The sequence below is a fragment of the Halapricum sp. CBA1109 genome (assembly GCF_009741825.1).
Classification (GTDB): domain Archaea; phylum Halobacteriota; class Halobacteria; order Halobacteriales; family Haloarculaceae; genus Halapricum.
Genome location: NZ_WPCA01000029.1, coordinates 1 through 23,546 on the forward strand (window position 1 = coordinate 1; position 23,546 = coordinate 23,546).

A 23,546-nucleotide genomic window follows, 5' to 3' on the forward strand; every position below is an offset into this window, starting at 1 on the left:
TGGAGGGGCGGAAAGGCGACGACGAACGGATATGTCCGTCTCGGGAGTAGAACGTCCGTCACGGGAGAACAAACCGACCGAGGATGTCGGCGTTGGTTGTGTCAACCACAAGAATTTATACGGTAGTCCGTTAGATAAGCGTTGTATGAGTCAGGATAGAGGGGACTCTTTGACGCGACGAACAGCGCTGAAATCGGGTCGCGGCGACGGCGGGCCTCCTCGCGGCGGGGTCGTTGTCGGGGTGTAGTTCCATTCCGTTTCTCGGTGGGGCGGGCTACACCGAGTGGGTGCCGGCACCCGCCGAGTACAAGGACACCGAGTCACTGACCTTCGGCTACTCGAACCCCAGAAAGATAGCCGAGAACGAGGACAACTTCGACGAGGACACCTACGAGACCTACGAACAGCAGGAGCTTGGGAACACCGGCGTCGACTTCGACGAGATGACGCTGCGTCTCGGAACCGGCGAGTACGCGGTCGTCGACGGCGACTACGAGGAGGACGACGTCGTCGACGAACTGGAGAGCGACGGCGAGGAGACCAGCGAGTTCGAGGAGGACGGCGAGGAGGGCGAGTTCACCGTCTACGTCCCGGTCGACAGCGGTGACACGGTGTCGCTCGCGTTCGCCGTCAACGGGACGCGAGTCGTCCGCGGGACGAACCTCAGTTCCGGCGGGTTCGGCGGGACGCCGACGAGCGACGCCGACGCCGTCGACGTTCTGGAGACGGTCATCGACACGCAGGCCGGCAACACCGCGCGGTTCACCGACGAGAGCGAGGCCTTCTCGATACTGACCGACGAACTCGGCGAGACGACACTCGTCAGCGGGCGGTTCGAGAGCGAAGCCATCGAGGACGGGAACCCCGAGGCCGGGTCGTTCGAGGGCGCCCTCGGCGGGGGCGTCGCCATCACGGTCAACGGCGAACAGAGCGACGCGAAGTTCGTCACCGTCTTCGAAAACGAGGGCGACGCCGACCAAGGCGACCTAGAGGATTACGTCGACGAGAGCCTCGACGACCGGTACGACCCCAACGGCGAACCCGCCTACGACACGGGCGGTCGCACCGGCGTCATCGAGTTCACCTTCGACACCGACGAACGCTGATAGTGTTTCTTGTAGCTGTGTACCGGTCCGGCCGCCTGAGTTCAGCAGGCGGTCGATACAGAAATGCCCTACAAGAAACACTATGAGGACGAGCGGACTCTTTTGCCCGCGGGCGTCCAACCGGCGAGTATGAAGACGATCAAAGACTCCGTCCACGACTACATCGAAGTCGAGGGCGTCGCGCGGGCGTTGCTGGACACGCCGCCGGTCCAGCGGTTGCGCCACATCACGCAACTCGGAACGGTGACGCTGGTCTACCCCTCCGCGAACCACACCCGGTTCGAACACTCGCTGGGCGTCTACCACATCGCCAACCGGGCGCTTGGACACCTCGGTATCGAGGGTCAACAGGCCGAACGGGTCCGGGCGGCGGCGCTGTTGCACGACGTGGGCCACGGGCCATACAGCCACAACATCGAGGACCTGCTGTATCGGCACACCGGGAAGTACCACGACGAGGTCCACGGACTGCTGGACAGCGGCGCGGTCGCGCAGGTGCTCGACGACCACGGCCTCGACCCGGCGACGGTCGCCGACCTCGTGGAGGGCAAGGGGGAACTCGGGCAACTCGTCTCGGGCGAACTCGACGTCGACCGGATGGACTACCTCGCGCGGGACGCCCACCACACCGGCGTCCCCTACGGCACTATCGACCACGGTCGGTTGATCCGGGAGTTGCGCTTCCGGGACGGCGAACTGGTGCTCGACGAGGGCAACGTCCAGACGGCAGAGAGCCTGCTCCTCGCCCGGGCGTTGATGAACCCGGTCGTCTACAGCCACCACGTCGCCCGCATCGCCAAGGCGATGCTCCGGCGGGCCAGCGAGCGGTTGTTGGAGGCGACGGCCGTCGACGCCGGGCAGTTGCGCCGGATGGACGACGCGGAACTGCTGGTCGCGCTCAGAGACCACGAGGCGACCGCCGAGTACGGCAGGCGCATCGCCTACCGGGACCTGTACAAACGCGGCGTCTGGGCGGAGATGGACGCCGTGCCCGAGGATCTGATCGGTGTGGGCCACGACCGGCGGCGGGAGCTAGAACGGGACATCGCCGAGAGCGCCGGCGTCGACAGGGAGGCAGTCGTCCTCGACGCGCCCGCCGAACCCGAGATGACCGAGACGTCCTCGCGGGTGATGGTCGGCGGGGAGATACGCTCGCTCGCCGAGCAGTCGACGCTCGTGCGGGCGTTACGGGCCGCACAGCGCGACCAGTGGCGACTTGGGGTCTACGCGCCGCCTGAACAGCAGGAAGCCGTCGGCGAGGCGGCCGTCTCCGTCCTCGGTATCGACGTCGAGGACGCCCGCGTGCAGGACATCCGGCCCGGCGTCCACGCGACACTCGACGAGTTCCAGTGATCCGGGACGGTGGGGGACTCTCAGGGGTCGAGCCGGTCCCGGAGGAACGACCGCTGGGCCGGCAGCGTCTGTTCGCGCCACTCGGGGTCGTCGATCATCCCGTGGCCGGCCCCCTCGCCGGTGATCACCTCGACGGAGACGTCCGCCGAGCGGAGCCGTTCGGCCATCACTGTCGTCGACCGGTAGGGGACGACGCCGTCGTCGGTGCCGTGGACCAACAGCGCCGGCGGGGAGTCGCCGTCGACGTGTGTCGTCGGCGACCCCTCCGCCAGCGTCTCGTCGGCGGCGTCCGCGCCGAAGAAGGCCTCCACGAGTTGGTTCTCGCCGGCACCGGCCTCCGTGAAGTCGTAGGGGCCGCTGTAACCCACCAGCGCGTCCACCGACGCCGACACGTCGGGGTGAAAGTCTGACGGTTGGAAGGTCGCTACGTCGGGCGCGACCGAGACCAGCGCCGCGAGATGCGCGCCGGCGGAGTAGCCGCCCAGCGCACCGCGGTCGCCGTCGATGCCGTAGGCGTCGCCCTCGGCGCGGACCCACTTCACCGCGGCGACGGTGTCCCGGACGGCCGCAGGGTACTGTTTCTCGCCGGCCAGTCGGTACTGGATGTCGGCGACGGCGATGCCGTCCTCGGCCAGCGCCGGGAACATCGGGCGCTGGGTCTTGTCGCCGGTGAGCCACCCGCCGCCGTGGGCGAACACGAAGAAGGGATGTGGACCCTCGCCGGCGGGGAGATAGAGGTCGAGGGCCAGCGTCCGCTGTGGCGTCTCCCGGAAGTCGACGTCGCGCCGGATGTCGACGTCCCCCGCTGTCGGTGTCGTCGTGTCCTCGGTGGTCGTCGGTGTGGTCCTGTCGGTCGTCGTGTCTGAGCCATCGGTCGTCGGGGATTGTCCTGTCGATTCAGAGCACCCCGCGAGCGCCGTAGCCGTCGCCGCGGCGAGGAAGGCTCTGCGTGACGTCGTGGCACGGTCCATATTCGTTCGGTCCGACCGGGCGCGCAAAAACGGCGGTGGTTCGGCCTCAGGCCAGTCCGGACGCGATGAGGAACAGCGCCGTGGCGATGACGGCAAAGAGGACGCCGACGCCCTTCTTGATGGTCCCGGTGTCCAGTGCCGAGGCGACGTACGGCGCTATCTGGCCGCCGGTCACCGTCGCCGGAACCGTCCAGACGACCATATTCCACGGCGTCGAGGCGATGCTGATGTTGTGTGCGCCGGGGACGATGGTCCCGCCGAAGACGTGGACCAACGAGGCGAGGATGGCCGTCGTCGCCACGACGATGTGGTTGGTGCCGATAGCGACCTTGACCGGCACCTTCGTCCGGAGCATCGAGATGATGCCCAGTTCGCCGATGCCGAACCCGGCCAGCCCTTGGAAGACGCCGCCGACGGAGTAGTTGGCGAACCGTTCGAGGTAGCCACCGCGGGTGTATCCGTAGTCGTTGCCGTCGCGGTCGACGCGGGTGACGTTGCCGCCACCGTCGGTCACTACGCCGGCGGGACCGAGTTTGTCGGCGTCGTTGGGCATCCCGTCGAGTCCGCCGTCGGCCGCGGTCGCGCCGCCGTCGTCGGCGCTACCCGGTTCCTCGTGGCCGAGGTCAGCCTTGAACAGGAGTATCGAGGACGCCAGCAGCGCCAGCCCGAGGAGGAACTGGAACAGGTACTCCGGGATAAAAAACGACGCGACGGCCCCGGCGACGACGAACGGGACTGCGCCGCCGACCAGCGTCACCGCGAGTCGTCGGTCGACCAGTCCGTGTTTGACGAAGGCGACCGAGGAGCTGGACAGACCGAAGGACTCGCTGATAAGCCCGATTTTCACCAGCGTCACCGGTTTGAGCGGGTAGGCGAAGATGGGGAAAATAAAGATCAGGAACGGGACGAACAGCGCCGACCCGCTGATCCCCACCGTGTTGACGATGGTCGCCCCGAGCAGGAAAAACGGGAACAGCCACCAGTACTCCAGCCAGTACCCGAGACTGCCGTCTCCTTGAATCGGTGCGAACAGTATCACCGCCGCCACGAACACGACCGGCGCGGCGAAGACGAACACGTGCTGGTATCGCAGGAACGACCGCGTGAGCCAATCCGACGTGGACCGTGTCATTAGCTGCTGAACGCACAATCAGACAGTTGGATATAAATGTATTTGGATACGGGAGAACTATCACGAACGATTCTCATACCGTTCGAAACAGCAGTTGTCGCCGCGACAATGTGATATCCGACAGTACGGGAACGCACCCCGGAATTTTAGTAGTGCCGTGACAAATCGTTACATATGAGCCACGGATCCCCGTCGCTCGGACGCGAAAGTAGTGACCGGAACGACGAGTCGCGGCCCCTGGGGGTAGTAGGATGGCTCCGCCAGCACGTCCGTTCTTGGCCAAAGCGGTACATCGAGATGCGGACCCGGGCACGCCGAGAACGATAGTTCACGACACCGTTCTCTCACGGCCGGGACCCGGGCCGCAGACACTGTCTCGTAGCGCTGAAAAGCGCCAGCAGTGGTGTCGGCGCCCGGAGAAACGCCCGTGAGTGTCCGCCCCCGATAGCGCCGAACCTTAGAACTCGCTGTCGGGGGCCGGAACGCCCTCCTCCTCGGGGCGGTCGAGGTCGTACTCCTCGCGCAGTTCCCGGATGCGGTCGCGGATGTCCGCCGCGAGTTCGAACTCCAAGTTGTCGGCGGCGGCCTCCATCCGGTCCCGTAACTGCTCGATCTGTCGGGCAGCGCTCTCGGCGTCCTCGGGGTCTGAACTGGCCGTCCCGCTGGTGTCGGTCTTGCTCCCGGGGAGCGCGGTGTCGCCGATCTCCTTCTCGATAGTCGTCGGTTCGAAGCCGTGGTCCTCGTTGTACTGTTTTTGGATGCGGCGGCGGCGCTGGGTCTCCTCGATGGCGTCGGTCATCGCGTCGCTGCGCTCGTCGGCGTAGAGGACGACCTTCCCGTTGACGTTGCGGGCCGCCCGGCCCATCGTCTGGACGAGCGTCGTCGTCGACCGGAGAAAGCCTTCCTGGTCGGCGTCGAGGATAGCGACGAGGCTCACTTCGGGGATGTCCAGCCCCTCCCGGAGGAGGTTGATCCCGACGAGGACGTCGAAGTCGCCCGAGCGCAGGCCCCTGACGAGTTCGTGACGTTCGAGCGTGTCAGTCTCGTCGTGCATATATTCGACGGCGATACCGGCCTCCTCTAAGTACTCGGTGAGGTCCTCAGCCATCCGTTTCGTGAGCGTCGTGACGAGGATGCGCTCGTCGCGGTCGATTCGCTCGTCGATGCGTTCGAGGAGGTCGTCGATCTGTCCGCTGGCCGGACTCACCTCTATCTCGGGGTCGACGAGGTGAGTCGGCCGAACGATCTGTTCGACGATCCGATCGGAGATCTCACGCTCGTAGTCGCCCGGCGTCGCCGAGACGTACAGCGTCCGGTCGGTCTTTGCCTCGAACTCCTCGAAGGTCAGCGGCCGGTTGTCGTAGGCGGTGGGCAGCCGAAAGCCGTTCTCGACCAGCGAGTCCTTCCGTGACTTGTCGCCGGCGTACTGGCCGCGGATCTGTGGCACTGTCTGGTGGGACTCGTCGATGACCGTGAGGAAGTCCTCTGGGAAGTAATCGAGCAGTGTGTACGGCGCTTCCCCGGACTCGCGGTCGCTGAGGTGGACCGAGTAGTTCTCGATGCCCGAGCAGTAGCCGGTCTCTTTGAGCATCTCCAGATCGAAGGTGGTCCGCTCTTCGATTCGCTGGGCGGCGACGAGGTCACCCTGCCGCTCGAAATAGCTCACGCGCTTTTCTTTCAGTTCCTCTATCTCGCCGATGGCGCGGTCCAGTCGCTCCTCGGGGATGGAGTAGTGTTCGGCGGGGTGGAGCAGGACCGCCGGTTCCTCGCGGACGACCTCACCTTCCAGCGGGTCGAGTTTGACGAGGCGGTCTATCTCGTCGCCCCACATATCCACGCGGACGGCGTAGCGGCCGTACATCGGGTATATTTCGACGGTGTCCCCCCGGACCCGGAACGTGCCCTGCGTGAAGTCGACGTCGTTGCGCTCGTAGTTCAGGTCCACGAGGCGGCCGAGCAGTTCGTCGCGGTCGATCCGTTGACCCTGTTCGATACGCAGGGACATATCGATGTAGTTCCGCGGGTCACCGAGGCCGTAGATGGCCGAGACGGAGGCGACGACGATGACATCTTCCCGGGTGAGCAGCGAGCGAGTCGCGCTGTGGCGCAGGCGGTCTATCTCGTCGTTGATCGAGGCGTCTTTCTCGATGTACTTGTCCGTCTGCTCGACGTAAGCCTCGGGCTGGTAGTAGTCGTAGTAGGAGACGAAGTACTCGACGGCGTTGTCGGGAAACAGCTCCCGGAACTCCTCGTACAGTTGTGCCGCGAGGGTCTTGTTGTGGGCGATGACCAGCGTCGGCTGGTCCAGCTCCTCCAGCACCCACGAGACGGTGTTGGTCTTTCCCGACCCGGTCACGCCGAGCAGCGTCTGTCTGTCCATCCCCTGCCGGTAGCCCTCGACCAACTGTTCGATGGCCTCGGGCTGGTCGCCGGCGGGGTCGAACGGCGCGTCGACGACGAGCGGTCGGTCGACGTCCGGACGGTCAGGCGAGAGTGGACCGCTGGCGTCACTCATTGTCCGTTCTCACGTCCCACAGTGACTTCAGGCGCTCGGTCGCTCGGGCGAACGGCCGGATCACGCTACGGCTGACCGATTCGTCCGTGCCGGAACACGACCCACCGACGCCGACGGCGCTGTGACCGCGTCGGTTGCATCCGAGAGTGAGACCGCGGGCAGTCGAGCATACGCCGACCTGAGTCATCGTGAGCAGAGCGAACGAGGACCGTGGAAGAGGAGCAAAGCGAGTCTTCCTGAGGGGGGCGTTTCACTCGGCCGAACGCAGTGAGGCCGAGGGAGTTTTTCCCCACGTTTTTGGAGTCGGGGGTTCCCGCAGCGGCGGAGCCGCGAGGAAACCCCCGAACTGTAAAAAGTGGCGGTTTAGCAGACGTCCTTGGGGTTGACGCCCATCCCTTCCAGCGTCTCGACGTACTCGTCGTACGCTTCCTCGATGACCTCGCTCGCGGCCGCCTCCGCGGCCGCCCAGTCGTCCTCGCCGGCACACTGGCCGGCCAGCAGATCGACGGCCTGTTCGAGTTGGGCCTCGACGTCCTCGCCGAACCCGCGGAACGTCTGTGCGGTCTGTGGGTCGGCCTGCCCGGTGAAGAAGCCGGTCCGTTGGGTCGTCTTCTGCTCGACGACCAGCGACCGACCGACGACGCCCCCGAGGCGTTCGACCGCGGTGGAGTGCTCTGCCAGCACCGCGTAGATTGCCGGGGCGTCGGGCACGTCGGCCTCGGTCTCGCCCGCCAGCGTCTCGGCGTGGTCGCGGGCCAACGACGCGGCATCGGCGAACGCCTCCGAAAGCGGGCCCTCGGTGTCTGTCGCCCACGCGTCGAACGTCTCGGCGGCGGCCCGTTCGTCGGCGAGTGCCGCCGCGGTGACAGCGGCAGGGTCCATCTCCCCGGCGGTGTCGGCGTACAGCGATTTCGAGGAGCCCAGCCGCGACAGCGACGTCTGGTACTCCGAGCGCAACGTCTCGACGAAGTCGTCTGCGGTCATACGCCCGGATTCGGCTGGGCCGGGTTTGTATGTACCGTTACTCGGCGTCGAGGTCACGGATCACCGTCGCCGGGTTCCCGCCGACGACGGTGCGTGGCGGGACGTCCTTGGTGACGACGGCCCCCGCGGCGACGACTGCCTCGTCGCCGACGGTGACGCCGGGCGTGAGAATCGCCTGTCCACCGATCCACACCCGGTCGCCGACGGTGATGCCCTCGCCCAGTTCCTCGCCGTCGTACCGCTGTTCGGCCCGGACCGGGTGGGTCGCCGCGTAGGCGTGGACGCTCGGGCCGAGCATACACTGCTCGCCGAACTCGATGGGGCAGATGTCGAGAAACACACAGCCGAAGTTGGCGTAGAAGTTGTCGCCGACGTGGACGTTGTAGCCGTAGTCACAGCGGAAGGGCGGTTCGACGTGGACGCGGTCGCCGACGGACCCGAACAGCGACTCGAGCACCGCGCGGCGCTCCTCGGGGTCCGTCCGCTCGTTGTGTGCCCGCGTCAGCACGCGGGCGACGCGGCGGTCCTCGACGAGGTCCGGATGGCTCGGGTCGTAGGGGCCGCCCGCGGTCATCCGCTCGCGCTCGCTGGTCATCCGAGCCTCTCCCCCACGGCGTCGGCGGCCTCGCGCCCGCTCTCCATCGCGCCCTGAATCGCACACCAGCGGGTGAAATCGCCCGCGAGGAACACTTGCCCCTCCGGATCCGTAACGTCGGGCAGTGACGACCGGAAGCCGGGTGGCTGGGCGAACTGTGCGAACTCGATGCGGTCGGTGTGGCGCAACTCCAAGTCCGAGACGTTTCGCTCGGGGTACCACTGAGCCAGAACCTCCCGGGTCCGGGCCGCCAGTTCCTCGTCGCCTGCCGTCTCCTCGCCGAGATACGTCGCGCTCAGCAGTTGCTCGCCCGCCGGGGCGTACGTCTCGGCGACGGCCGACAGCGGGGCAATCTGGTTCGGCCGCGCGTCGACGGCGTTGAGCAGCAGTTTCCGCCCGGTGTCCAGTTTCGCGTACGACGGGAGCGTGTAGTACTGGGTGACACAGCCTTTCGGTTCGGTCGGCACTGTCTCGACACCGGTGAGGTCCCGCGCGCTCCCGGGGTCGGTGGCGACGACGGCCGCGTCCGCCTCGACCGTCTCACCGTCCACAGTCACCGTCGCGCCGTCGGCCTCACCCGTCACGTCCGCGACGGGCGCGTCCGTCTCTATCGTCGCGCCGGCCGCGCGGGCCGTCTCGGCTAGTTGCTCGGTTATCGCGCCCATCCCGCCGGCGGGGACGACGGTGTCGCCCTCGGCGAGCATCTTGAAGGTGTACCGGAAGACGCGGGCGTCGGTCGACAGCGACCGGTCGAGGGTGATGCCGCCGTAGAAAGGCGCGGCGAAGCGCTCGACGAACGCCGTCGAGAAGCCGTAGTCGGCGAGGAAGTCCTCGATGGTCTGGTCCGGTCCAGAGGGGTCCAAAATCGAGGCTGCGTCGGTCCGGCGGAGTTCACGCTGGAGGGTGAACAAGCGGAGCTTATCGGCAGTGCGGACCTCGCGGTTGAGCAGCGTCTCGACCGCCGACCGCGGGTCGCCGAAGGGGTCTGCGAGCACCGCACGGCTGTTCGGGCGCGCGATGGTCGCGCCCGGGGAGAACCGCCGCAGGGAAAGCGCGTCCAGATCGAGTTCCCGCCGGACAGCGGGGTAGGCGGTAAAGAGGACCTGAAACCCGCGGTCGAAGGTGTAGCCGTCCTCGTGGTCGGTCCGGACCCGGCCGCCGACGGTCGACTCCCGTTCGAACACAGTCACGTCGTGGCCGGCCGCGGCGAGGTGTCGCGCGGCGACCAGTCCCGCCAGGCCGGCGCCCGCGACGACGATGTCGCTCATACGAGTGGGGTGGGCGCGGCCGTACAAAACCGCTGTGACCGGAGTGGGACAGCGCTTTGCCGCTGGCACCCCGAGGGCGACTATGCCCGCCACGCACACGCTCGTCTGCACCGACTGCGGGGCCGAACACGACCCCGCGACCACGACCCACCGCTGTCCGGACTGCGAGGGCGTCCTCGACCCGCGACTCGATGTCGGTGCCGTCGACGTCGGCCCCGAGACGCTCGCGGGCCGGCCCTTCGACGGCATCGAACGATACGCCGAGTTGCTACCGCTTCCCGCGTCGTCGCTGGTCTCCGTCGGCGCGGGCGCGACACCGTTGGTCTCGGCCCCGACGCTGGCCGACCGCTGGGGCGTCGAATCGGTGTGGATCAAAGACGAAGGCGCGAATCCGACCGGGTCGACCGCCGACAGGGGGGCGACGCTGGCGGTGTCGGCCGCCGCCGACCACGGGGCCGAGACGGTCGCACTGGCCACCAGCGGCGACGCCGGCCAGTCGGTCGCCGCCGTGGCCGCCCGGGCGGGGCTCGATTCGGAGTCGTTCGTCCCCTCGCGGTCGACCTTCGACACGAAGGCGATGATCAACGTCCACGGCGGCGAGATGAACGTCGTCGGCGGTCGCCTCGACGACGCAATCGAGGCGTTCAGCGACGCCCTCACAGGGGAGGAGACGTGGCACAGCGTCGGCGCCTTCGACTCGCCGTACCGCCACGCCGGCGCGAAGACACTGCTGTACGAAGTACTCGAACAGCGGGACTGGACCGCCCCGGACCACGTCGTCTACCCCGTCGGCCACGGGACGGGGCTGGTCGGCGGCGCGGGCGCCGCGCGGGAACTGGACCGTCTCGGGTTGATCGCGGACGTGCCGACGCTCCACGCGGCACAGGCCGCGGGCTGTGCGCCGGTCGTCGACGCCTTCGACGCCGGCGAGATAGACCCCCAATCGGTCGGACGCCCCGATACGATCTGTGGCGGCCTCGAAGTCCCGGACCCCGCGGGCGGGGCGTTGGTCCTCGACGCCGTTCGTGACAGCGGCGGGACGGCGGTGGCCAGCGAGGACGACGACATCCTCGAACACGCGGTGACCATCGCGCAGGAGGCCGGTATCGGCGTCGGGACCGGCGGCGGGGCGGCGGCGAGCGCGGCCGCACAACTGGCCGACCGGGGCGCGTTCGGGGAGGACGACACCGTGGTCGTGGTCAACCCCTCCAGCGCGAACAAGGAGTCCGACGTACTGCGGAGTCACCTGATGAGCAAAGGGATCTAGCTGGCGTGCTGTCGGGCGGTCGTATAGGCCTCCCGCACCCGTTTGAAGTCCTGTTCTGACCCGCCCTGATCGGGGTGGACCTCCTTGACCCGCCGGCGGTAGGCGTCGCGCACGTCGGCCTCGCTGGCGTCCGCGGGGAGGCCGAGTTCGTCGAAGGCCGCGACGGCCGGGTCGACAGCGGTGTGGTCGGGCGTGTACGGCGTCGGCGTCTCGAAGGGGAGACGGGCACCGATAGCGACGCCGGGGAACTCGTGTTCGACGAGAACGGCGTCCGTCTCGGTTCGGTCGATGCGGTAGTACGCTCGCGGGTCGAAGGTGATGGCCACGTCGCGCGCCGGGAGGTAGAACGCGACCGTCTGGCCGGCGACGACGTGGTCCTCGGCGAACGGTTCGTCGATCCGTCGGAGATACTCCCGAATCTCGCCGCTGCGGCGTGACTCCGTGTCCTCCGTTCGCGGTGGCTCGGTCTGGGCGGGAAAGAACCGCTGAGCGAGGAGGAAAAGTCCCGCGACACCGCCGCTTGCGGCGAGTCCGAGCAGCGCTCCGACGAGCATCCACGTCGGCAACGCAGCGATCCACTCGGGTAACACACCCCAGCTTTAGGGGTCGAAAACTAAGAGCGTCCCGGTTAGCCGATGTACCGCAGGTCCTCGTCGGAGGGGGCCTGTGCGCTCTGCTCCATCTCCTGTATCTTGCGGACGACCTCCTCCATCTCGTCGGCGCGGTCCTCCAGCGAGGCGAAATCGACCTCGAAACCGACGACGTCCTGTAGTATCTCAAGCACCGCCTGTGCGGACTTGGGGTCGACGAGGTAGCCGCTGGTCTCGCCCATCAGGCACGCGGCACTGAACCCGCGGCGCTCGCCGAGGCCCAGCAGCAGTCCCGAGACGCCGACGATGCCGCCGGCCGGTTCGTCCTCACGGAAGTCGACGCCGGCCTCGGTCAGGTCGTCGATCAGGTCGTCGCTCGTCGCCGCCCCGAGGACGTCGTACTCCTCGATCAACTCGCCCGTCGGGACGCCGCCCAGCGCGAACACCCGTTCGACGCCGAAGCGCTCGGCCACGTCGAGGAACGTGTCGGCCAGTCCGTAGTGGCCCGCGTTGTCCTGTGCCTGGTGGTCGCCGGTCAGGACGACCACGTCCGGGCCGCTGTCGGTCGTGACGGCCGTGAACTCGGTGTGTGCCAGTTCCGTCCGGCCGTCCTCGACGCTGACCTGCGGCGGGAAGTGCGTCGAGTAGACGCGAGCGATCACTTCGCTGTCGAGTTCCTCCAACACGTGCTCGGCAGCGAGTTTCCCGACGTGACCGACACCCGGTAGTCCCTCGATGAGGACAGGGGACTCCAACTCCGGTTCAGCCAGTATCTCGACGTCGTATTCGTCCATACGGCCTATTCGTGGCGGGAACCGTTAAGTGAACGTCGATACCGCTCAGTCGGCGTCGCTCGGCGATTGTGGCGCTGCCGACTCGGCGCCGAAGAAGCCGTCGAACATCCCCTGTGAACTGGCGAGGATGACCGTGTAGCCGGTCTTCGCCGTCACGTCGAGGTAGGTGACCACGGCGGCGGTTGCAGTGATGTCGAGGACCGACAGCGCCGACGGCCCCGCGATCCACACGGCGGGATAGATGAACCACAGGATGCCGGTGAGGTTACGCACCTTCCCGAACAGCGCCTGCCGAGCGAACGACTCCTCGCTGGCCATCCGCCCGAACGGGACGAACAGGTAGTACGCGAGGACGAGGAAGAATCCCGTCGAGACGAGGAACCCGATCCACTTCAGGGGGCCGGAGGCGAGCGACGCGCCGTAGCCGACGGCGATCATCAGGAAGTCCGCGAGCGCCGCGGCGGCGACCGTTCGCCGGTCCGCGCCCGCCAAAATGCCGATTTCGGCGACCAACGCCGGCGTCGTCAGTGCCCAGTCGACGTACCGGAGCGTTTCGATGTAATTGCCGTCGGTACGAAACGCCCCGATCTCGGCAGTCATCCCGAAGTACGAGAGGAACGCGACACCACAGGTCCACGCGAGGAGCCCGTAGAGGAGACGCCCCTCGCTGCGGTCGGTGACCCGCATCGGCGACTCCCCGAAGAGACCGTAAGCGGCGACGAGGACACCGACGAACATCCCGACGGTTCCGAGGCTGTAGACGAGTTGGTTCGAGAGTTCGATGCCCACCGTCATCAGAACGCACCTCCCTCGGAACCGCCGTCGGGACTCGCGCTCTCGGTCGGCGTGGACTCACTCCGCAGTCCGCCATCGGTAACGGTGAACTGCTCGAGCAGTTGCTGGAGGCTGTCGGCCTGCCCCCGGAGGTCGGTGACCGCCTCGCGAACGTCGTCGACGGACTCAGACTGTGCGTCGGCTTGGTCGGCGACGCCGTCGGCCTGCTGGACCGTCCGTTGGCTGATGTCCGCGACGGCGGCTATCTTGTCCGACGCCGACTGTGCGGAGTTGGCCTGATCGCTGGTCACGTTGCTGATCTCCTGGATCGAGTCGTCGTTCTCGTCGACCCGTTCGGCGATAGTCTCAAGCGACGTGAGCGCGTCCTCGACGGTCTCTGCCGTCTCTTGGACTTGCTCTCTGGCCGTCGTCACGGCGTCGACGGCCTCACCGGTCTGTTCTTGGACGTCCGCGATTCGGGACTCTATCTGGTCCGCGGAGTCTTTGGTCTCCTCGCTGAGACTCTTGACCTCGTCCGCGACGACCGCGAACCCCTGGCCGTCCCCGGCACCGTCACCGCCACCGGCACGTGCGGCCTCTATCGACGCGTTCAGCGCGAGCATGTTCGTCTCCTCGGCGATGTTCTGGATCACGTCGACTATCTCACCGATTCGTCCCATCTCCTCGTCGAGGCCCTGGATGGTCTCGGCGGCGGCGGCCGTCGAGGTCACGACGCTGTCCATCTCGTCCAAGGCGTCGGTTGCCGCCGTCTCCCCTCGCAGGGCCGCTTCGGCGGTCTCCCGGGAGGTCTCGGCCACGTCGTCCGTCGTCGCCGCTATCTCCTCGGCGCTCGCCGACAGGTTCTCTATCTCGCGAGCGACGTCCTCCAGACTCCGGTCCTGTTCGCGTGCGCCGTGTTGGATCTCGTCGATAGCGTCGGCCACGTCGACAGTCGCACGCTGGACCTCGTCGGCCTGTCCTTCGACTGAGACGGCCGTCTCGGCCACGTCCTCCGCGAACCGCACGACCGTCTGGGTCGTCTCCTGAATCTCGCCTATCATATCGTTGAATTCCTCGCCGATGTCGGCCATCGCCTGCGAGCGACCATCCGTATCGAGTCGCTGTGTCAGGTCCCCCGCCGCGGCGGCCTGCATCACGTCCGCGTACTCCTGTGCAGTCGACTGGAGTTGGTCGGTGTAGTCCTCCGCCTCCTGTCGCTCACGTTCCGCTTCTTGCCGTGCCGACTCTGCCTCCCGCTTGGCCGTCTCCGCCTCCTCACGGGCCTCCTCCGTCTCCTTGATTCGCGTCTTGAGACTGTCCCGCATCTCCGCAAGGGACGCGTGGAGACGACCGAACTCGTCGTCCCGGCGCGTCTCCAGTGGCACGTCCAGATTGCCGTCGGCCATCTGCTCGGCACGAGTCGTCAGTTGGCGAAGCGTTATCACCGTCGAAGAACCGACCGTCGCACCGATGACGACCACACCGACGAGACCCATAAATATCGTCCCCAGAAGCGCCGAGCGAACCGTACTGGTCAGTCCGTAGGCCGCCGCTCGGTCCTGGTGGACCATCACGACCAGACCGTACTCCTCGAGGGCACTGAAGCTCATCACCATCTCCTCCATAGTCATAAACCGGGTACCGTCCGCCTGTCCCGCGAGGGCCTCGATTCGGCCGTCCGTGTCGGCGTGCGTCTCGCCGATGCGGCCACTCGACGGCGCGCTGACGATAGTCCGGTCGCCCGTCGCGACGACGGCGTTATCGCCGTGCACGCCGAGCGAACCGACGAACGCCTGCATATCGAGCACCGCGACCGCTCGGCCGTCTCCCCCCTCGACAGCCCGGGAGAGCGCGACGACCTGCCCGTCGTGGAACGGCACTTCGAACGGTTTCGAGACCGTCCCAGTCTCCATATCGTCGGGGAGGGCCGTCCCGGTCACCGAACTGTCAGTCGCGGCAGCGATAGTCCCGTCTCCACCGTCGTATCCGATGGCGACGATACCGCTCTCGTTTGTTTGAAGCCCATCGAGATACGACTGGACGCCAGCGGTGTCGCCGCTCCTCGCGGCAGACGAGGACGCCACGGTGTCGAGGTCGGTGGCGACACTCTCGAGCCAAACACTCGTCGTATCTGCCATCTGACGCGCATCGTCCCGGAGTGTCTCCTCTGCCTGTGCTTCAACGTCCGCGCTCGCCTCCGCGGCCGTCAGCCCAGCGTAGACGCCGACGACGAGTAGTACGAGCGCAGCGACGACGATCAGTTTCGCAGGGAAACTCCGCCGTAATCGGTCTATCATACCCTTGTGGACTCTACAAGGAGGAATCTTTTAACCGCACGCCGGCAATTATCGCCGTTGAAAACGTCAGTCCTGGCGGCGCTTGCGCGCCCGCCGGTACTCGCCGTAGTGGTCCTCGGGGGAGAACGGGGCCGGGGCGCTGTTTTCGGCCTCGGCACCGCATTCGGGACAGGTCGAAGAAAGCGTGTACACCGGGCGGTCGTGGGCGTCGCGCCACGCCGAACACACCCGGATGTCCGATTTCATTCCTCGTCGGTGTTGCGCTCGCGGTGGTAGCGGGAGCTACCGCCGTGGTCGCCGATGACCGACTCGGCGCGGGCCGCGCTCTCCTCGAGTTCGGCCTCCGCGGTCTTGTAGTCGGGCGCCTGCACCGTGATGCGGTACTCCGGCGATCCGACGTAGGTCACTTCGAGTTCGACTTCCTCGGGCACTTCGCCGTTGCCCTCGGCGGCCTTCAGCGCGTCCTTGATGGTGTCGACGCCGTCGCCGGCCGGCACTTCGAGGTCGACGTAGCCGGTGACCTTGACGTACGGCACCGAGACGTTCTCGCGGGCGACGTCGACGATGGCCGTTATCTCGTCGTCGTCGATGTCGGTGTCCTCGAGGCCCTCCGCGCCGTGGATGGCGGCGGCCTCGAACCCGTCGTACATCGACCCGAAGGTCGCCAGCAGTTCGTTGGCGACGGCGGCGTACTGCTCGTCGGAGATGTCCGACCCGAAGGCCTGCTCCATCCAGTTGTCGGCCTTGCGCTCGTTTTTCCACTCCTGTATCTTGTCCTTGCGCTGGTGGTCGTTGACGTCCTTCAGCGAGAGGTCTATCTGCTGGGAGGACTCGTCGATGTCGAGCACTTTCGCGACCACTCGCTGGTCGGTGCTGACGTGGTCCCGGACGTTTTTGATCCACCCGGAGGCGACCTCGCTGATGTGACAGAGGCCGCGCTTGTCGTCGTACTCCAGCAGGTCGACGAAGACCCCGAAGTCCTCTATCTCGTCGATGCGTCCGACGACCAACTCGCCCGGTTCGGGCCAGCCGCTGTATTTCATCGTGCTTCGACGGTCTCTAGGACCTCGCCCTTGATATCGGCGTTGCCGCCGGTCGGGACGGCGAGGGTGTGGCCACAGACAGCACAGGCGACCTCGGAGGCTGCCTTGCCGAAGACGATCTGTTCGTTCTCACAGTCCGGGCACGCGACGCTGTAGAAGTTCCCCGCCATCGTTACTCCTGGAACTCCAGTTTGCCGGCGCGCCATCCTTCGCGGATGTGGGCCGTCCCACACTCGCTACAGCGGTAGGTGAGGTTGGTCTTCTTGGTCGGCTTGTCCCCACCGGGCACCTTCGAGAACTTGCCGTCGTTACCGATCCCCGACTGCCGTTCGCTCTGGCGGTCGTTGACCTTCTTCATTCCCGAGGAGCGTCCGGTACGGACCTTCTCGACCTCGTGTTCGTGGTGTTCGTGACAGTGCGGACAGTACGTATTAAACCGGCGTGGCATCTGCATAGGGATATCGACCTTGCGCACGGTTCGACGCGGGACCTTTTAACCCGTTTGGTTCGGGGACGCCCACCCTTCGAAGTTCATAAGTACGGATCCGGACAACGACGAGGTATGAAGAACCTCATCGTCCGCGGCGACCCCGGGAAACTCCGGAAAGGAGCCGTTATCGAGTACGACGGCGAGGAGTACGTCTGTTTCTCGGTCAAGCGCCAGGGCGACTGGCACGGCCCCGACCGACCCCAGTTGTGGTGTACCATCGGGCAGGAGGACGAACGCGAGACCTACGAGCGCCGGGAGTACATCCCGATGCATCTGGACACTCTCGCGACGGACGCCGAGACCATCACCGTCGTCGAGGCGGCCTGATCACAGCGCCGACTGATCGACCCGATAGAGCGTCACCCCGTCCCACGATTTCTCCACCGACACCGCCTCGAGGTCGTCGACCGTCGTGTATCCGTACTCGCGCTGTTCGGTCGGTCCGAAGTAGATCAACTCCACGTCGTACTGCTTCAGAAGCGCTCGCTGGCGGTCGGGCGAGCCGAGATATATCGTCTCGACGTCCGCGACGCGTTGCTCGAAGGCCTCGGGACTCCGGTAGCCCCGTTCCTGACTCCACCCGACGAGCGTCGGTACGCCGGTCAGACTCGCGGCCCCGTTGGTCCAGCGGTAGGCCTCACCCGGCCCGTAGCTCACCATGTTCGGCTGTCCGTCCACCTCGGAGAGGAGGTACTCGATGGCCGGTGCTTCCTCGGGGTGAGCGCCGCCGTAGTCGCCGATGTAGGGGTCCTGCGTGAGGAAAGCCAGCGAGTCAAGCGTCGGGTCCTCGTGGCTCGTCCCGTGGTCGTTGAGCAGTTCCTCGGTGGCGAGGACGCCGTACAGCGACGTCGACGCGACGACGAGGACGACCACGACGACCATCGCCGTACCCGCACGCGGTCCGCTGAACCCGAGTTCCGTCGGCATCTCCGCGGTCCTGATCCGCTGGACGAGGACGACGAGGCCGACGCCGACGAGAGCGCCGACCGCGATTTGTACCACGAGTCCGACGATGCCGGGCAGCCACGACGGCGTGACGGCCATCTTCACGAGGACGTACTCGACGGCTATCGTCAGCGCGATACCGCCCACGACCAGCGCGTTCCGGCCCCGCGCGCCCGCGGCGTCGGTGAGTGCCGGCCACTCGGCCGTCGACAGCAGACGGGCGAGGACGACGCCGCCGGCGATGGACAACAGGACCCAGACCTGCATATACACCTTGAAGACGGTGTTGAACCGGCCGGGCGCGAAGTTCTCCGAGAGGTAGACGAACTCCACGAGGACGGCGAGGCCGGCGGCGCTGACGAGGACGACGAGTTCGAACCCGGGCGAGAGCCACGCGGGCGCGTCGCTCTCGTTCGTCGGCGTCCCGCCGTCGGCCGCGGCGGGACCGAGTGTGACTGTCGGGACGCCATCGACGTCGCCGAGGGCGAGCAACAGCCACCCGAACAGGATCAGCGGGACGAACACCCCCACCGCGGGCGCGCCGGCGACGACGGTGAGCGCGACTATCGTCAGGAGGAGCGTCACGACCCGTAGCGGCTGCCCGGCGTGCGGTTTGAGGTGGCGATAGCTGTACAGCCACGACACCAGCAGGAACGCCCCGTGGACGACCAGCAGGACACCCATCCCACTGCGGTCGGGGAGGAACCCGAGCGTGTTGCCGCCCCCGCCACCGCCGACGCCGATGGCGAGCCAGAACGGCAGCGACCAGACGACGCCGACGAGGAGGACGGCGACGCCGGACCCGAGGGCGGCGAGCAATCGACCGCCCAGCACCGCCGCCCCGCTGGACCCCTCACGGCTCCGTGCGAACCCCGAGAACCCGGGAATCGGCGGGGGTACGGCTATCGTCAGCGCGACGGCGACGAGGCCCCCGACGGTCGGGAACGACCACGTGTTCGTCACGGCGAGCAATCCCGCAAGCGCCGGGAGGACGCCGAAGACGACGGCCGCGCGCTGGCGGAGCGGCCGGTCGGTCCCGTCGACGTACAGCCCCGCCAGCAGGCCGACGACGACCACGAGAAACGGCGTACTCATCATATGGGCGTGTAAGTCGCCGTTGTACCACGCAAACAGCGGGAACTCGTTGATGGTCACGGGGATGACGCGGCTGGCGTTCCAGTAGTCGAAGGCGGCGAGCGACTGGAACTCGCCCGTCGTCTCGACGCCGAAGACGCCAGCGAGGGACTCGCCGAGCGGTAGTTTCCCGAGGAGGTACTTCCCGGGCGTGAAGAGGTTGCTGGCGAAGCCGACGAGGAACGCGCCGAACGCGCCGGCTCGGACCTTGCTGAAGCCGCGGTGGGCGGCGATGGACCCAGCGACGCCGTAGACGCCCGTGACGAGCATCGCGAAGAAGCCCGAGAGCGCGAGATTGTAGGCGAAGCGCGCTTCGGTGCCGGTGATGCGGGCTAAAAGCGAGGCGAGGAAATGCCCGCCGTAGTAGTACTGGACTGTCTCGCCCGCGAACCACGTGTCCTCGGGCGGGATGGTGCTCCCGCGCAACAGCGACTGGAGCATCCCCATATCGAGGAACTTCTCGCCGGCCCCGGGGTGGGCGGCCGGGTCGTGGCGCGGATGGCGATCATAAACAGGAACGCCAGCGAGAAGACGGCGGCCGTCTCGGCGAACTGGCGGTTGTCGACGGTCGCGCCGCGGTACCACAGGACCCCGGCGGCGACGGCAAGCACCGCGATACCGAGCCACAGGCCGGCCGTGATAGAGAATCGGCCCACGAAGTACGCGACAGTCCAGACGAGGGCGAGGCCGAGCGGGAGGGCGATGCCGGCACCGCGGTCGGCCAGCGAGGGGACGAGCGCCCGTGCGATGGGCATACTGACGTACAGCAGTGCGAGGTATGTGACGAGCCAGAGTGCGACGAGCCCGTATTCCATTAGATGGACGATAGCGGATGGATCATATAGAAGTTGTGACCTCTCCACAGGGGTCGGTGCCACCTACGTCAGCGAGGGAGTCCCGCCGTCGTCGGCCTGCGGCCGACCTACGGCATCTTCGATCCCTCTCCGTTCACGCCGAGGTAGGTGATGGTAGAAATTCACGGACGGCGTTCGAATCACAACCCTTAATGAGGGGCCACGGATACGAATGGGTAGCGGGATGGGATAGCCAGGAGATTCCGGCGGGCTCATAACCCGCAGATCGGTAGTTCAAATCTACCTCCCGCTATATTCTGTCGCTCGCAAACCGCGAGCGACGAGTATCGTTGAGGAGATTTGAACCAGAGAGTGAAGCATCGCGGAACGACCGTGGTTCAAATCTACCTCCCGCTACTTTCTGACGACGCCACACGAGGAGCGAAGCGACGAGTCCGGCGTCGTCGAACGTCGGTCACGGTAGTTTGAACCCCGGAAGACGAACACTGTGAGTCTTCCGTCGGTTCAAATCTACCTCCCGCTATTTTCGAGCCGAACAACACCGCGAGCGACGAGTATCGCCGAGGAGATTTGAACGAGAACACGAGCGACCGCAGGGAGCGAAGTGGGCGTAGTTCAAATCTCCCGTCTGACGACACGATACCCAGTTTCAGAGTTCGAACCGCGGCGCTTTTGACCCGGATTCGCCAAGGGTCGATAACTCGATGGACTGGAGCCGATGATGGAGCGACTGCGACGGCGTCTGGGCGGGTCGGGCGACGACAGTATCGTCGTCCCGGCGGTCATTGTCAGCACCTTCTTTATCGGGTTCGGGGGCGGTGTCATCTTCCCGATACTGCCGAACCTCGGGGCGATTCTCGGTATCTCGCCGCTTTTGGTCGGGCTGATCCTGAGCGCGAACCGGTTCTCGCGGCTGGTCGCCAACGCGCCGGCCGGAACGCTGGTCGACCGCATCGGGACGCGGACGCCGTTCGTCGTGGGAATGATAGTGCAGGGGGTCGCCACCTCGGGGTACGTCGTCGCCGTCGTGGCGCCCGCGCCCGAGGTGTGGTTTATGCTCGCCCGGATACTCTGGGGCGTCGGGAGTGCACTGGTGTTCGCGACGGCGTACACCATCGCCGCGGACGTGAGCGACGGCGGGTCCCGCGGGGCGAACATGGGGCTGATCAGGGGCGGCGTCCTGTTCGGCTTTCCGACGGGCGTGGTCATCGGCGGTGTCGTGAGCGAACTCGCGGGGACGGTCACGGCGTTTCTCGTCGCCGCCGTCTTCGCGGTGGTCGCCGGCGCGATAGCGTACCTGACGGTCCCCGAGACGCACGTCGAAACGGGGGCGAACCGGTCGGTCAAGCCGTGGGACGTCGACACGAGTCGGCCGGCGCTGACCGTCGGGCTAGTGAACTTCGCGGTCCTGTTCGTCTACATCGGGGCGCTGTTTGCGACGCTGGTGCTCTTTCTCGACCGGAAGGGCCTCAGCGTCTTCGGCTTCGACGCGCAGGGAACCTCCGGTATCTTCATGGGGCTCACCGTCGTCGCCGCGGGCGTGTCGATGTACGTGGGCGGGAGCGTGAGCGACCGGTTACAGTCGCGCGTTCCGACGCTGCTGGTCTTCCTCGCGGCCACGTCGCTGGGGTTCGTCCTGTTCGCGGCGGCGGAGTCGCTGGCGACGTTGAGCGTCGCCTGCCTGCTCGTCGGCGTCGGCCAAGGCGGGACCAGCGGTCCGCTGATGGCCTTGCTCGGTGACCTCGTCCCCGACGAGCGGATGGGCCGCGCCGTTGGGACGAACAACGTCTTCGGCGATATCGGGGGCGGGTTCGGGCCGATAGTGACCCTCCCGCTGGTCGAAACCGTCGGGTTCCAACCTATCTACCTCTCGTGTGCCGTGCTTCCGGTCGCCGCCGCAGTCGTCCTGCTGGGCGGGGTCTACCGGGAGACCGGCCAGTTCGTCCCGCGCGTCGAGTCCTGAGAAGGGGTTCCGGTCAGTCGTCGCCGTGTTCGTCCTCGATGACGACTTCGCCGTCGACGACGTCGACGTTGATGAGCGTCTTCACGTCGTGGTCGCTCCCGTCGAGTTTGTTCTCGCCGCCGACCTTCTTGATGACAGCGACGATGTCGGTGATGTCGGCGCCGATGTCCGCGAGCGCGCCGGTGATGGCCCGAAGCGTCCCGCCGGTCGAGAGCACGTCGTCGAGGACGAGCACTTTGTCGCCCGCGTAGACGTCGTTGACGTACATCTCGCTCTCGGAGTAGCCGGTGACCTGCTGGAGCGAGACTTCGCCGTCGAGGCCGTACTGGCGCTTGCGGATGACGACGACGGGGATGTCGGTCATCAGCGAGACGGCCGTCGAGATGTGGATGCCCATCGCCGCGGGCGTGACGATCTTGTCGACGTCCTCCAGTTCGGCCTTCCGGATGATCCGGATGACTATCTCGCGGAGAAGTTCGGGTTTGAGCATCGGGACGCCGTCGCTGATCGGGTGGACGAAGTAGTGATAGCCGTCCTTCTCGATGATCGGTGCGTCGAGCAGCGACTGCTTGAGACGGTCCATGCTCGCGGTAGACGGGGCGTCTGTAAAAGCTGACCGGGACGGAGTCGTCGCCCCCGGCGGACTCAAATCAAGACGAGTAGGTCGGCCAGTGCCCGCACGACCGGGAGTGCTTGTCCGCCGTCGGACGGGTAGCGACCGATACTGCTGGTGTAGCCGGTGACGACAAACAACGTGAACACGAGCCCCGACGCCGTCGCAGCGCCGACCAGCGCACTGCCGGCGCGGTCGAACCGATCGGTCGCGGTCGCGACGACCGTCCAGAGGCCGAGCGGGACTGCGACGGCCAGTCCCAGCAGGGCGTGAAACTGGAACGCCTCGCCCGTGGCCGGGTCGATCCAGACGATACCGAGGAACAGCAGTTGTCCTCCGACGAGGACCGACGCCGCGAGCGCCCACCCGAACGTCCGAGCGTGGGCTTCCAGCGCCCGTCCCGCCGGCGTCCACAAAATCACGGCGACGACGGCGACGGGGAACAGCGCCAGCAGATATCTGACGGTCACCTGCGCGAACAGCGGCAGGCGCGGAATATACAACGCGGTCAACAAAACCGCGAACGTACCGAGAGCAAGCGCCGTCGCCCCTTCGGGGTCAGTGAGACGTTCCCGGCGTCGCGGTGTCCGCCACAGCGACGCGACGGCGGTGAACGGCGCGACCACGGCGCCGGCGACCACCGGCGCGGACTCCAGTATCGCGAGGTTGATCGCCTGCGTCCCGCCGGGCGCACGCTCCGCGACGTAGCCGCTCCGGACGAACGTGTCGACCAAGCGTCCGGGTTCGTCGGCGATTATCCGGGCACCCTCGACGAGCTGTCCGGTGTACATCGTGACGCCCGTGAGGATATCCCCGAGTGGCGACTGGTCGAGGACAGTCCAGATGCCCTCCGCGACGCCACCGCCACCACTGCTGCCGCCACCGCCGCCACCGCCG

22 protein-coding genes, 1 tRNA gene and 1 pseudogene are annotated in these 23,546 nt (G+C 66.7%); 6 read left to right on the forward strand and 18 right to left on the reverse strand.

Translation table 11 applies throughout. From position 1 onward, the window contains the following. Positions 1-287 precede the first annotated feature (287 nt). Together GJ629_RS05070 and GJ629_RS05075 are read left to right on the forward strand one after the other, a co-directional pair. Positions 288-1,106: a hypothetical protein gene (locus tag GJ629_RS05070; RefSeq protein WP_157512038.1), complete on the forward strand. Its 819-nt coding sequence runs from the start codon at positions 288-290 to the stop codon at positions 1,104-1,106. Positions 1,107-1,235: 129 nt separating this feature from the next. Further along, complete coding sequence (locus GJ629_RS05075; protein ID WP_157512039.1) at positions 1,236-2,459, forward strand: HD domain-containing protein; 1,224 nt, start codon at positions 1,236-1,238, stop codon at positions 2,457-2,459. Between the two features lie 20 nt (positions 2,460-2,479). Here the strand turns inward: GJ629_RS05075 and GJ629_RS05080 are convergent, their stop codons facing one another. From GJ629_RS05080 to GJ629_RS05105, 6 genes are all read right to left on the reverse strand, one after another. Next, positions 2,480-3,430, reverse strand: a complete 951-nt coding sequence (locus GJ629_RS05080; protein ID WP_157512040.1) for an alpha/beta hydrolase — start codon at positions 3,428-3,430, stop codon at positions 2,480-2,482. Positions 3,431-3,476: 46 nt separating this feature from the next. Then, positions 3,477-4,562, reverse strand: a complete 1,086-nt coding sequence (locus GJ629_RS05085) for a sulfite exporter TauE/SafE family protein (protein ID WP_157512041.1) — start codon at positions 4,560-4,562, stop codon at positions 3,477-3,479. Between the two features lie 457 nt (positions 4,563-5,019). Continuing rightward, on the reverse strand, positions 5,020-7,077 hold the full coding sequence (gene uvrB, locus GJ629_RS05090) for an excinuclease ABC subunit UvrB (protein WP_157512042.1): 2,058 nt from the start codon (positions 7,075-7,077) through the stop codon (positions 5,020-5,022). A 363-nt stretch (positions 7,078-7,440) separates the two neighbouring features. After that, the gene (locus tag GJ629_RS05095) at positions 7,441-8,061 is read right to left on the reverse strand and encodes a rubrerythrin family protein (RefSeq protein ID WP_157512043.1); all 621 of its coding nucleotides are present in this window, start codon (positions 8,059-8,061) and stop codon (positions 7,441-7,443) included. Positions 8,062-8,098: 37 nt separating this feature from the next. Next, positions 8,099-8,656, reverse strand: coding sequence for a sugar O-acetyltransferase (locus GJ629_RS05100; protein WP_157512044.1), 558 nt, complete (start codon positions 8,654-8,656; stop codon positions 8,099-8,101). After that, positions 8,653-9,924, reverse strand: a complete 1,272-nt coding sequence (locus GJ629_RS05105) for an NAD(P)/FAD-dependent oxidoreductase (RefSeq protein ID WP_157512045.1) — start codon at positions 9,922-9,924, stop codon at positions 8,653-8,655. Before GJ629_RS05105 ends, GJ629_RS05100 begins: the two co-directional genes overlap by 4 nt. Before the next feature lie 82 nt (positions 9,925-10,006). Here GJ629_RS05105 and GJ629_RS05110 point away from each other — a divergent pair, with 82 nt between their 5' ends. Further along, positions 10,007-11,191, forward strand: coding sequence for a threonine synthase (locus GJ629_RS05110; RefSeq protein WP_157512046.1), 1,185 nt, complete (start codon positions 10,007-10,009; stop codon positions 11,189-11,191). Here the strand turns inward: GJ629_RS05110 and GJ629_RS05115 are convergent. The 8 genes from GJ629_RS05115 to GJ629_RS05150 form a co-directional block, all read right to left on the reverse strand. Next, a complete protein-coding gene (locus GJ629_RS05115; protein WP_157512059.1) occupies positions 11,188-11,745 on the reverse strand; it encodes a J domain-containing protein in 558 nt (185 codons plus the stop codon). The genes GJ629_RS05110 and GJ629_RS05115 overlap by 4 nt on opposite strands. A 74-nt stretch (positions 11,746-11,819) precedes the next feature. Further along, positions 11,820-12,575: a proteasome assembly chaperone family protein gene (locus GJ629_RS05120; RefSeq protein WP_157512047.1), complete on the reverse strand. Its 756-nt coding sequence runs from the start codon at positions 12,573-12,575 to the stop codon at positions 11,820-11,822. Between the two features lie 45 nt (positions 12,576-12,620). Continuing rightward, positions 12,621-13,370, reverse strand: coding sequence for a bacteriorhodopsin (locus tag GJ629_RS05125; RefSeq protein ID WP_157512048.1), 750 nt, complete (start codon positions 13,368-13,370; stop codon positions 12,621-12,623). Next, on the reverse strand, positions 13,370-15,646 hold the full coding sequence (locus tag GJ629_RS05130) for a methyl-accepting chemotaxis protein (protein ID WP_157512049.1): 2,277 nt from the start codon (positions 15,644-15,646) through the stop codon (positions 13,370-13,372). The genes GJ629_RS05125 and GJ629_RS05130 overlap by 1 nt, the downstream gene beginning before the upstream one ends. 66 nt (positions 15,647-15,712) lie before the next feature. Further along, entirely contained in the window at positions 15,713-15,892 is a 180-nt protein-coding gene (locus GJ629_RS05135) for an RNA-protein complex protein Nop10 (RefSeq protein ID WP_157512050.1), read from the reverse strand. Further along, entirely contained in the window at positions 15,889-16,689 is an 801-nt protein-coding gene (locus tag GJ629_RS05140) for a translation initiation factor IF-2 subunit alpha (RefSeq protein ID WP_157512051.1), read from the reverse strand. Before GJ629_RS05140 ends, GJ629_RS05135 begins: the two co-directional genes overlap by 4 nt. Then, positions 16,686-16,859: a 30S ribosomal protein S27e gene (locus tag GJ629_RS05145; RefSeq protein ID WP_157512052.1), complete on the reverse strand. Its 174-nt coding sequence runs from the start codon at positions 16,857-16,859 to the stop codon at positions 16,686-16,688. Before GJ629_RS05145 ends, GJ629_RS05140 begins: the two co-directional genes overlap by 4 nt. A 2-nt stretch (positions 16,860-16,861) precedes the next feature. Next, the gene (locus GJ629_RS05150; RefSeq protein WP_157512053.1) at positions 16,862-17,143 is read right to left on the reverse strand and encodes a 50S ribosomal protein L44e; all 282 of its coding nucleotides are present in this window, start codon (positions 17,141-17,143) and stop codon (positions 16,862-16,864) included. 108 nt (positions 17,144-17,251) lie between these two features. On the opposite strand from GJ629_RS05150, the gene GJ629_RS05155 reads away from it, so the two are divergent. After that, positions 17,252-17,506 carry an HAH_0734 family protein gene (locus GJ629_RS05155; protein WP_157512054.1) on the forward strand — a complete coding sequence of 85 codons (255 nt, stop codon included), beginning with the start codon at positions 17,252-17,254 and terminating at the stop codon, positions 17,504-17,506. Here the strand turns inward: GJ629_RS05155 and GJ629_RS05160 are convergent, their stop codons facing one another. Then, positions 17,507-19,705, reverse strand: coding sequence for a DUF2298 domain-containing protein (locus GJ629_RS05160; protein ID WP_157512055.1), 2,199 nt, complete (start codon positions 19,703-19,705; stop codon positions 17,507-17,509). Next, positions 19,591-20,073, reverse strand: coding sequence for a hypothetical protein (locus GJ629_RS16885; RefSeq protein ID WP_157512056.1), 483 nt, complete (start codon positions 20,071-20,073; stop codon positions 19,591-19,593). Before GJ629_RS16885 ends, GJ629_RS05160 begins: the two co-directional genes overlap by 115 nt. A 217-nt stretch (positions 20,074-20,290) precedes the next feature. On the opposite strand from GJ629_RS16885, the gene GJ629_RS05170 reads away from it, so the two are divergent. Continuing rightward, a tRNA-Met gene (locus tag GJ629_RS05170) sits at positions 20,291-20,365 on the forward strand. A gap of 429 nt (positions 20,366-20,794) precedes the next feature. After that, positions 20,795-22,036, forward strand: coding sequence for an MFS transporter (locus GJ629_RS05175; RefSeq protein ID WP_231754496.1), 1,242 nt, complete (start codon positions 20,795-20,797; stop codon positions 22,034-22,036). Between the two features lie 13 nt (positions 22,037-22,049). On the opposite strand, the gene hpt is transcribed toward GJ629_RS05175, so the two are convergent. Next, positions 22,050-22,619, reverse strand: coding sequence for a hypoxanthine/guanine phosphoribosyltransferase (hpt, locus tag GJ629_RS05180; protein WP_157512058.1), 570 nt, complete (start codon positions 22,617-22,619; stop codon positions 22,050-22,052). Positions 22,620-22,681: 62 nt separating this feature from the next. Continuing rightward, positions 22,682-23,546: pseudogene (locus GJ629_RS16060) on the reverse strand (hypothetical protein); the annotation flags it as partial.

Excerpts from the sequence above, each read along its gene's own strand:
- hpt (WP_157512058.1), bottom strand. The coding sequence starts at position 22,619 with ATGGACCGTCTCAAGCAGTCGCTGCTCGACGCACCGATCATCGAGAAG.
- GJ629_RS05110 (WP_157512046.1), top strand. The coding sequence starts at position 10,007 with ATGCCCGCCACGCACACGCTCGTCTGCACCGACTGCGGGGCCGAACAC.
- GJ629_RS05150 (WP_157512053.1), bottom strand. The coding sequence starts at position 17,143 with ATGCAGATGCCACGCCGGTTTAATACGTACTGTCCGCACTGTCACGAA.
- GJ629_RS05080 (WP_157512040.1), bottom strand. The coding sequence starts at position 3,430 with ATGGACCGTGCCACGACGTCACGCAGAGCCTTCCTCGCCGCGGCGACG.
- GJ629_RS05085 (WP_157512041.1), bottom strand. The coding sequence starts at position 4,562 with ATGACACGGTCCACGTCGGATTGGCTCACGCGGTCGTTCCTGCGATAC.
- GJ629_RS05075 (WP_157512039.1), top strand. The coding sequence starts at position 1,236 with ATGAAGACGATCAAAGACTCCGTCCACGACTACATCGAAGTCGAGGGC.
- GJ629_RS05105 (WP_157512045.1), bottom strand. The coding sequence starts at position 9,924 with ATGAGCGACATCGTCGTCGCGGGCGCCGGCCTGGCGGGACTGGTCGCC.
- uvrB (WP_157512042.1), bottom strand. The coding sequence starts at position 7,077 with ATGAGTGACGCCAGCGGTCCACTCTCGCCTGACCGTCCGGACGTCGAC.
- GJ629_RS05120 (WP_157512047.1), bottom strand. The coding sequence starts at position 12,575 with ATGGACGAATACGACGTCGAGATACTGGCTGAACCGGAGTTGGAGTCC.
- GJ629_RS05155 (WP_157512054.1), top strand. The coding sequence starts at position 17,252 with ATGAAGAACCTCATCGTCCGCGGCGACCCCGGGAAACTCCGGAAAGGA.
- GJ629_RS05125 (WP_157512048.1), bottom strand. The coding sequence starts at position 13,370 with ATGACGGTGGGCATCGAACTCTCGAACCAACTCGTCTACAGCCTCGGA.
- GJ629_RS05160 (WP_157512055.1), bottom strand. The coding sequence starts at position 19,705 with ATGGGGATGCTCCAGTCGCTGTTGCGCGGGAGCACCATCCCGCCCGAG.
- GJ629_RS05140 (WP_157512051.1), bottom strand. The coding sequence starts at position 16,689 with ATGAAATACAGCGGCTGGCCCGAACCGGGCGAGTTGGTCGTCGGACGC.
- GJ629_RS05095 (WP_157512043.1), bottom strand. The coding sequence starts at position 8,061 with ATGACCGCAGACGACTTCGTCGAGACGTTGCGCTCGGAGTACCAGACG.
- GJ629_RS05130 (WP_157512049.1), bottom strand. The coding sequence starts at position 15,646 with ATGATAGACCGATTACGGCGGAGTTTCCCTGCGAAACTGATCGTCGTC.
- GJ629_RS05175 (WP_231754496.1), top strand. The coding sequence starts at position 20,795 with ATGGAGCGACTGCGACGGCGTCTGGGCGGGTCGGGCGACGACAGTATC.
- GJ629_RS16885 (WP_157512056.1), bottom strand. The coding sequence starts at position 20,073 with ATGGAATACGGGCTCGTCGCACTCTGGCTCGTCACATACCTCGCACTG.
- GJ629_RS05115 (WP_157512059.1), bottom strand. The coding sequence starts at position 11,745 with ATGCTCGTCGGAGCGCTGCTCGGACTCGCCGCAAGCGGCGGTGTCGCG.
- GJ629_RS05135 (WP_157512050.1), bottom strand. The coding sequence starts at position 15,892 with ATGAAATCGGACATCCGGGTGTGTTCGGCGTGGCGCGACGCCCACGAC.
- GJ629_RS05100 (WP_157512044.1), bottom strand. The coding sequence starts at position 8,656 with ATGACCAGCGAGCGCGAGCGGATGACCGCGGGCGGCCCCTACGACCCG.
- GJ629_RS05145 (WP_157512052.1), bottom strand. The coding sequence starts at position 16,859 with ATGGCGGGGAACTTCTACAGCGTCGCGTGCCCGGACTGTGAGAACGAA.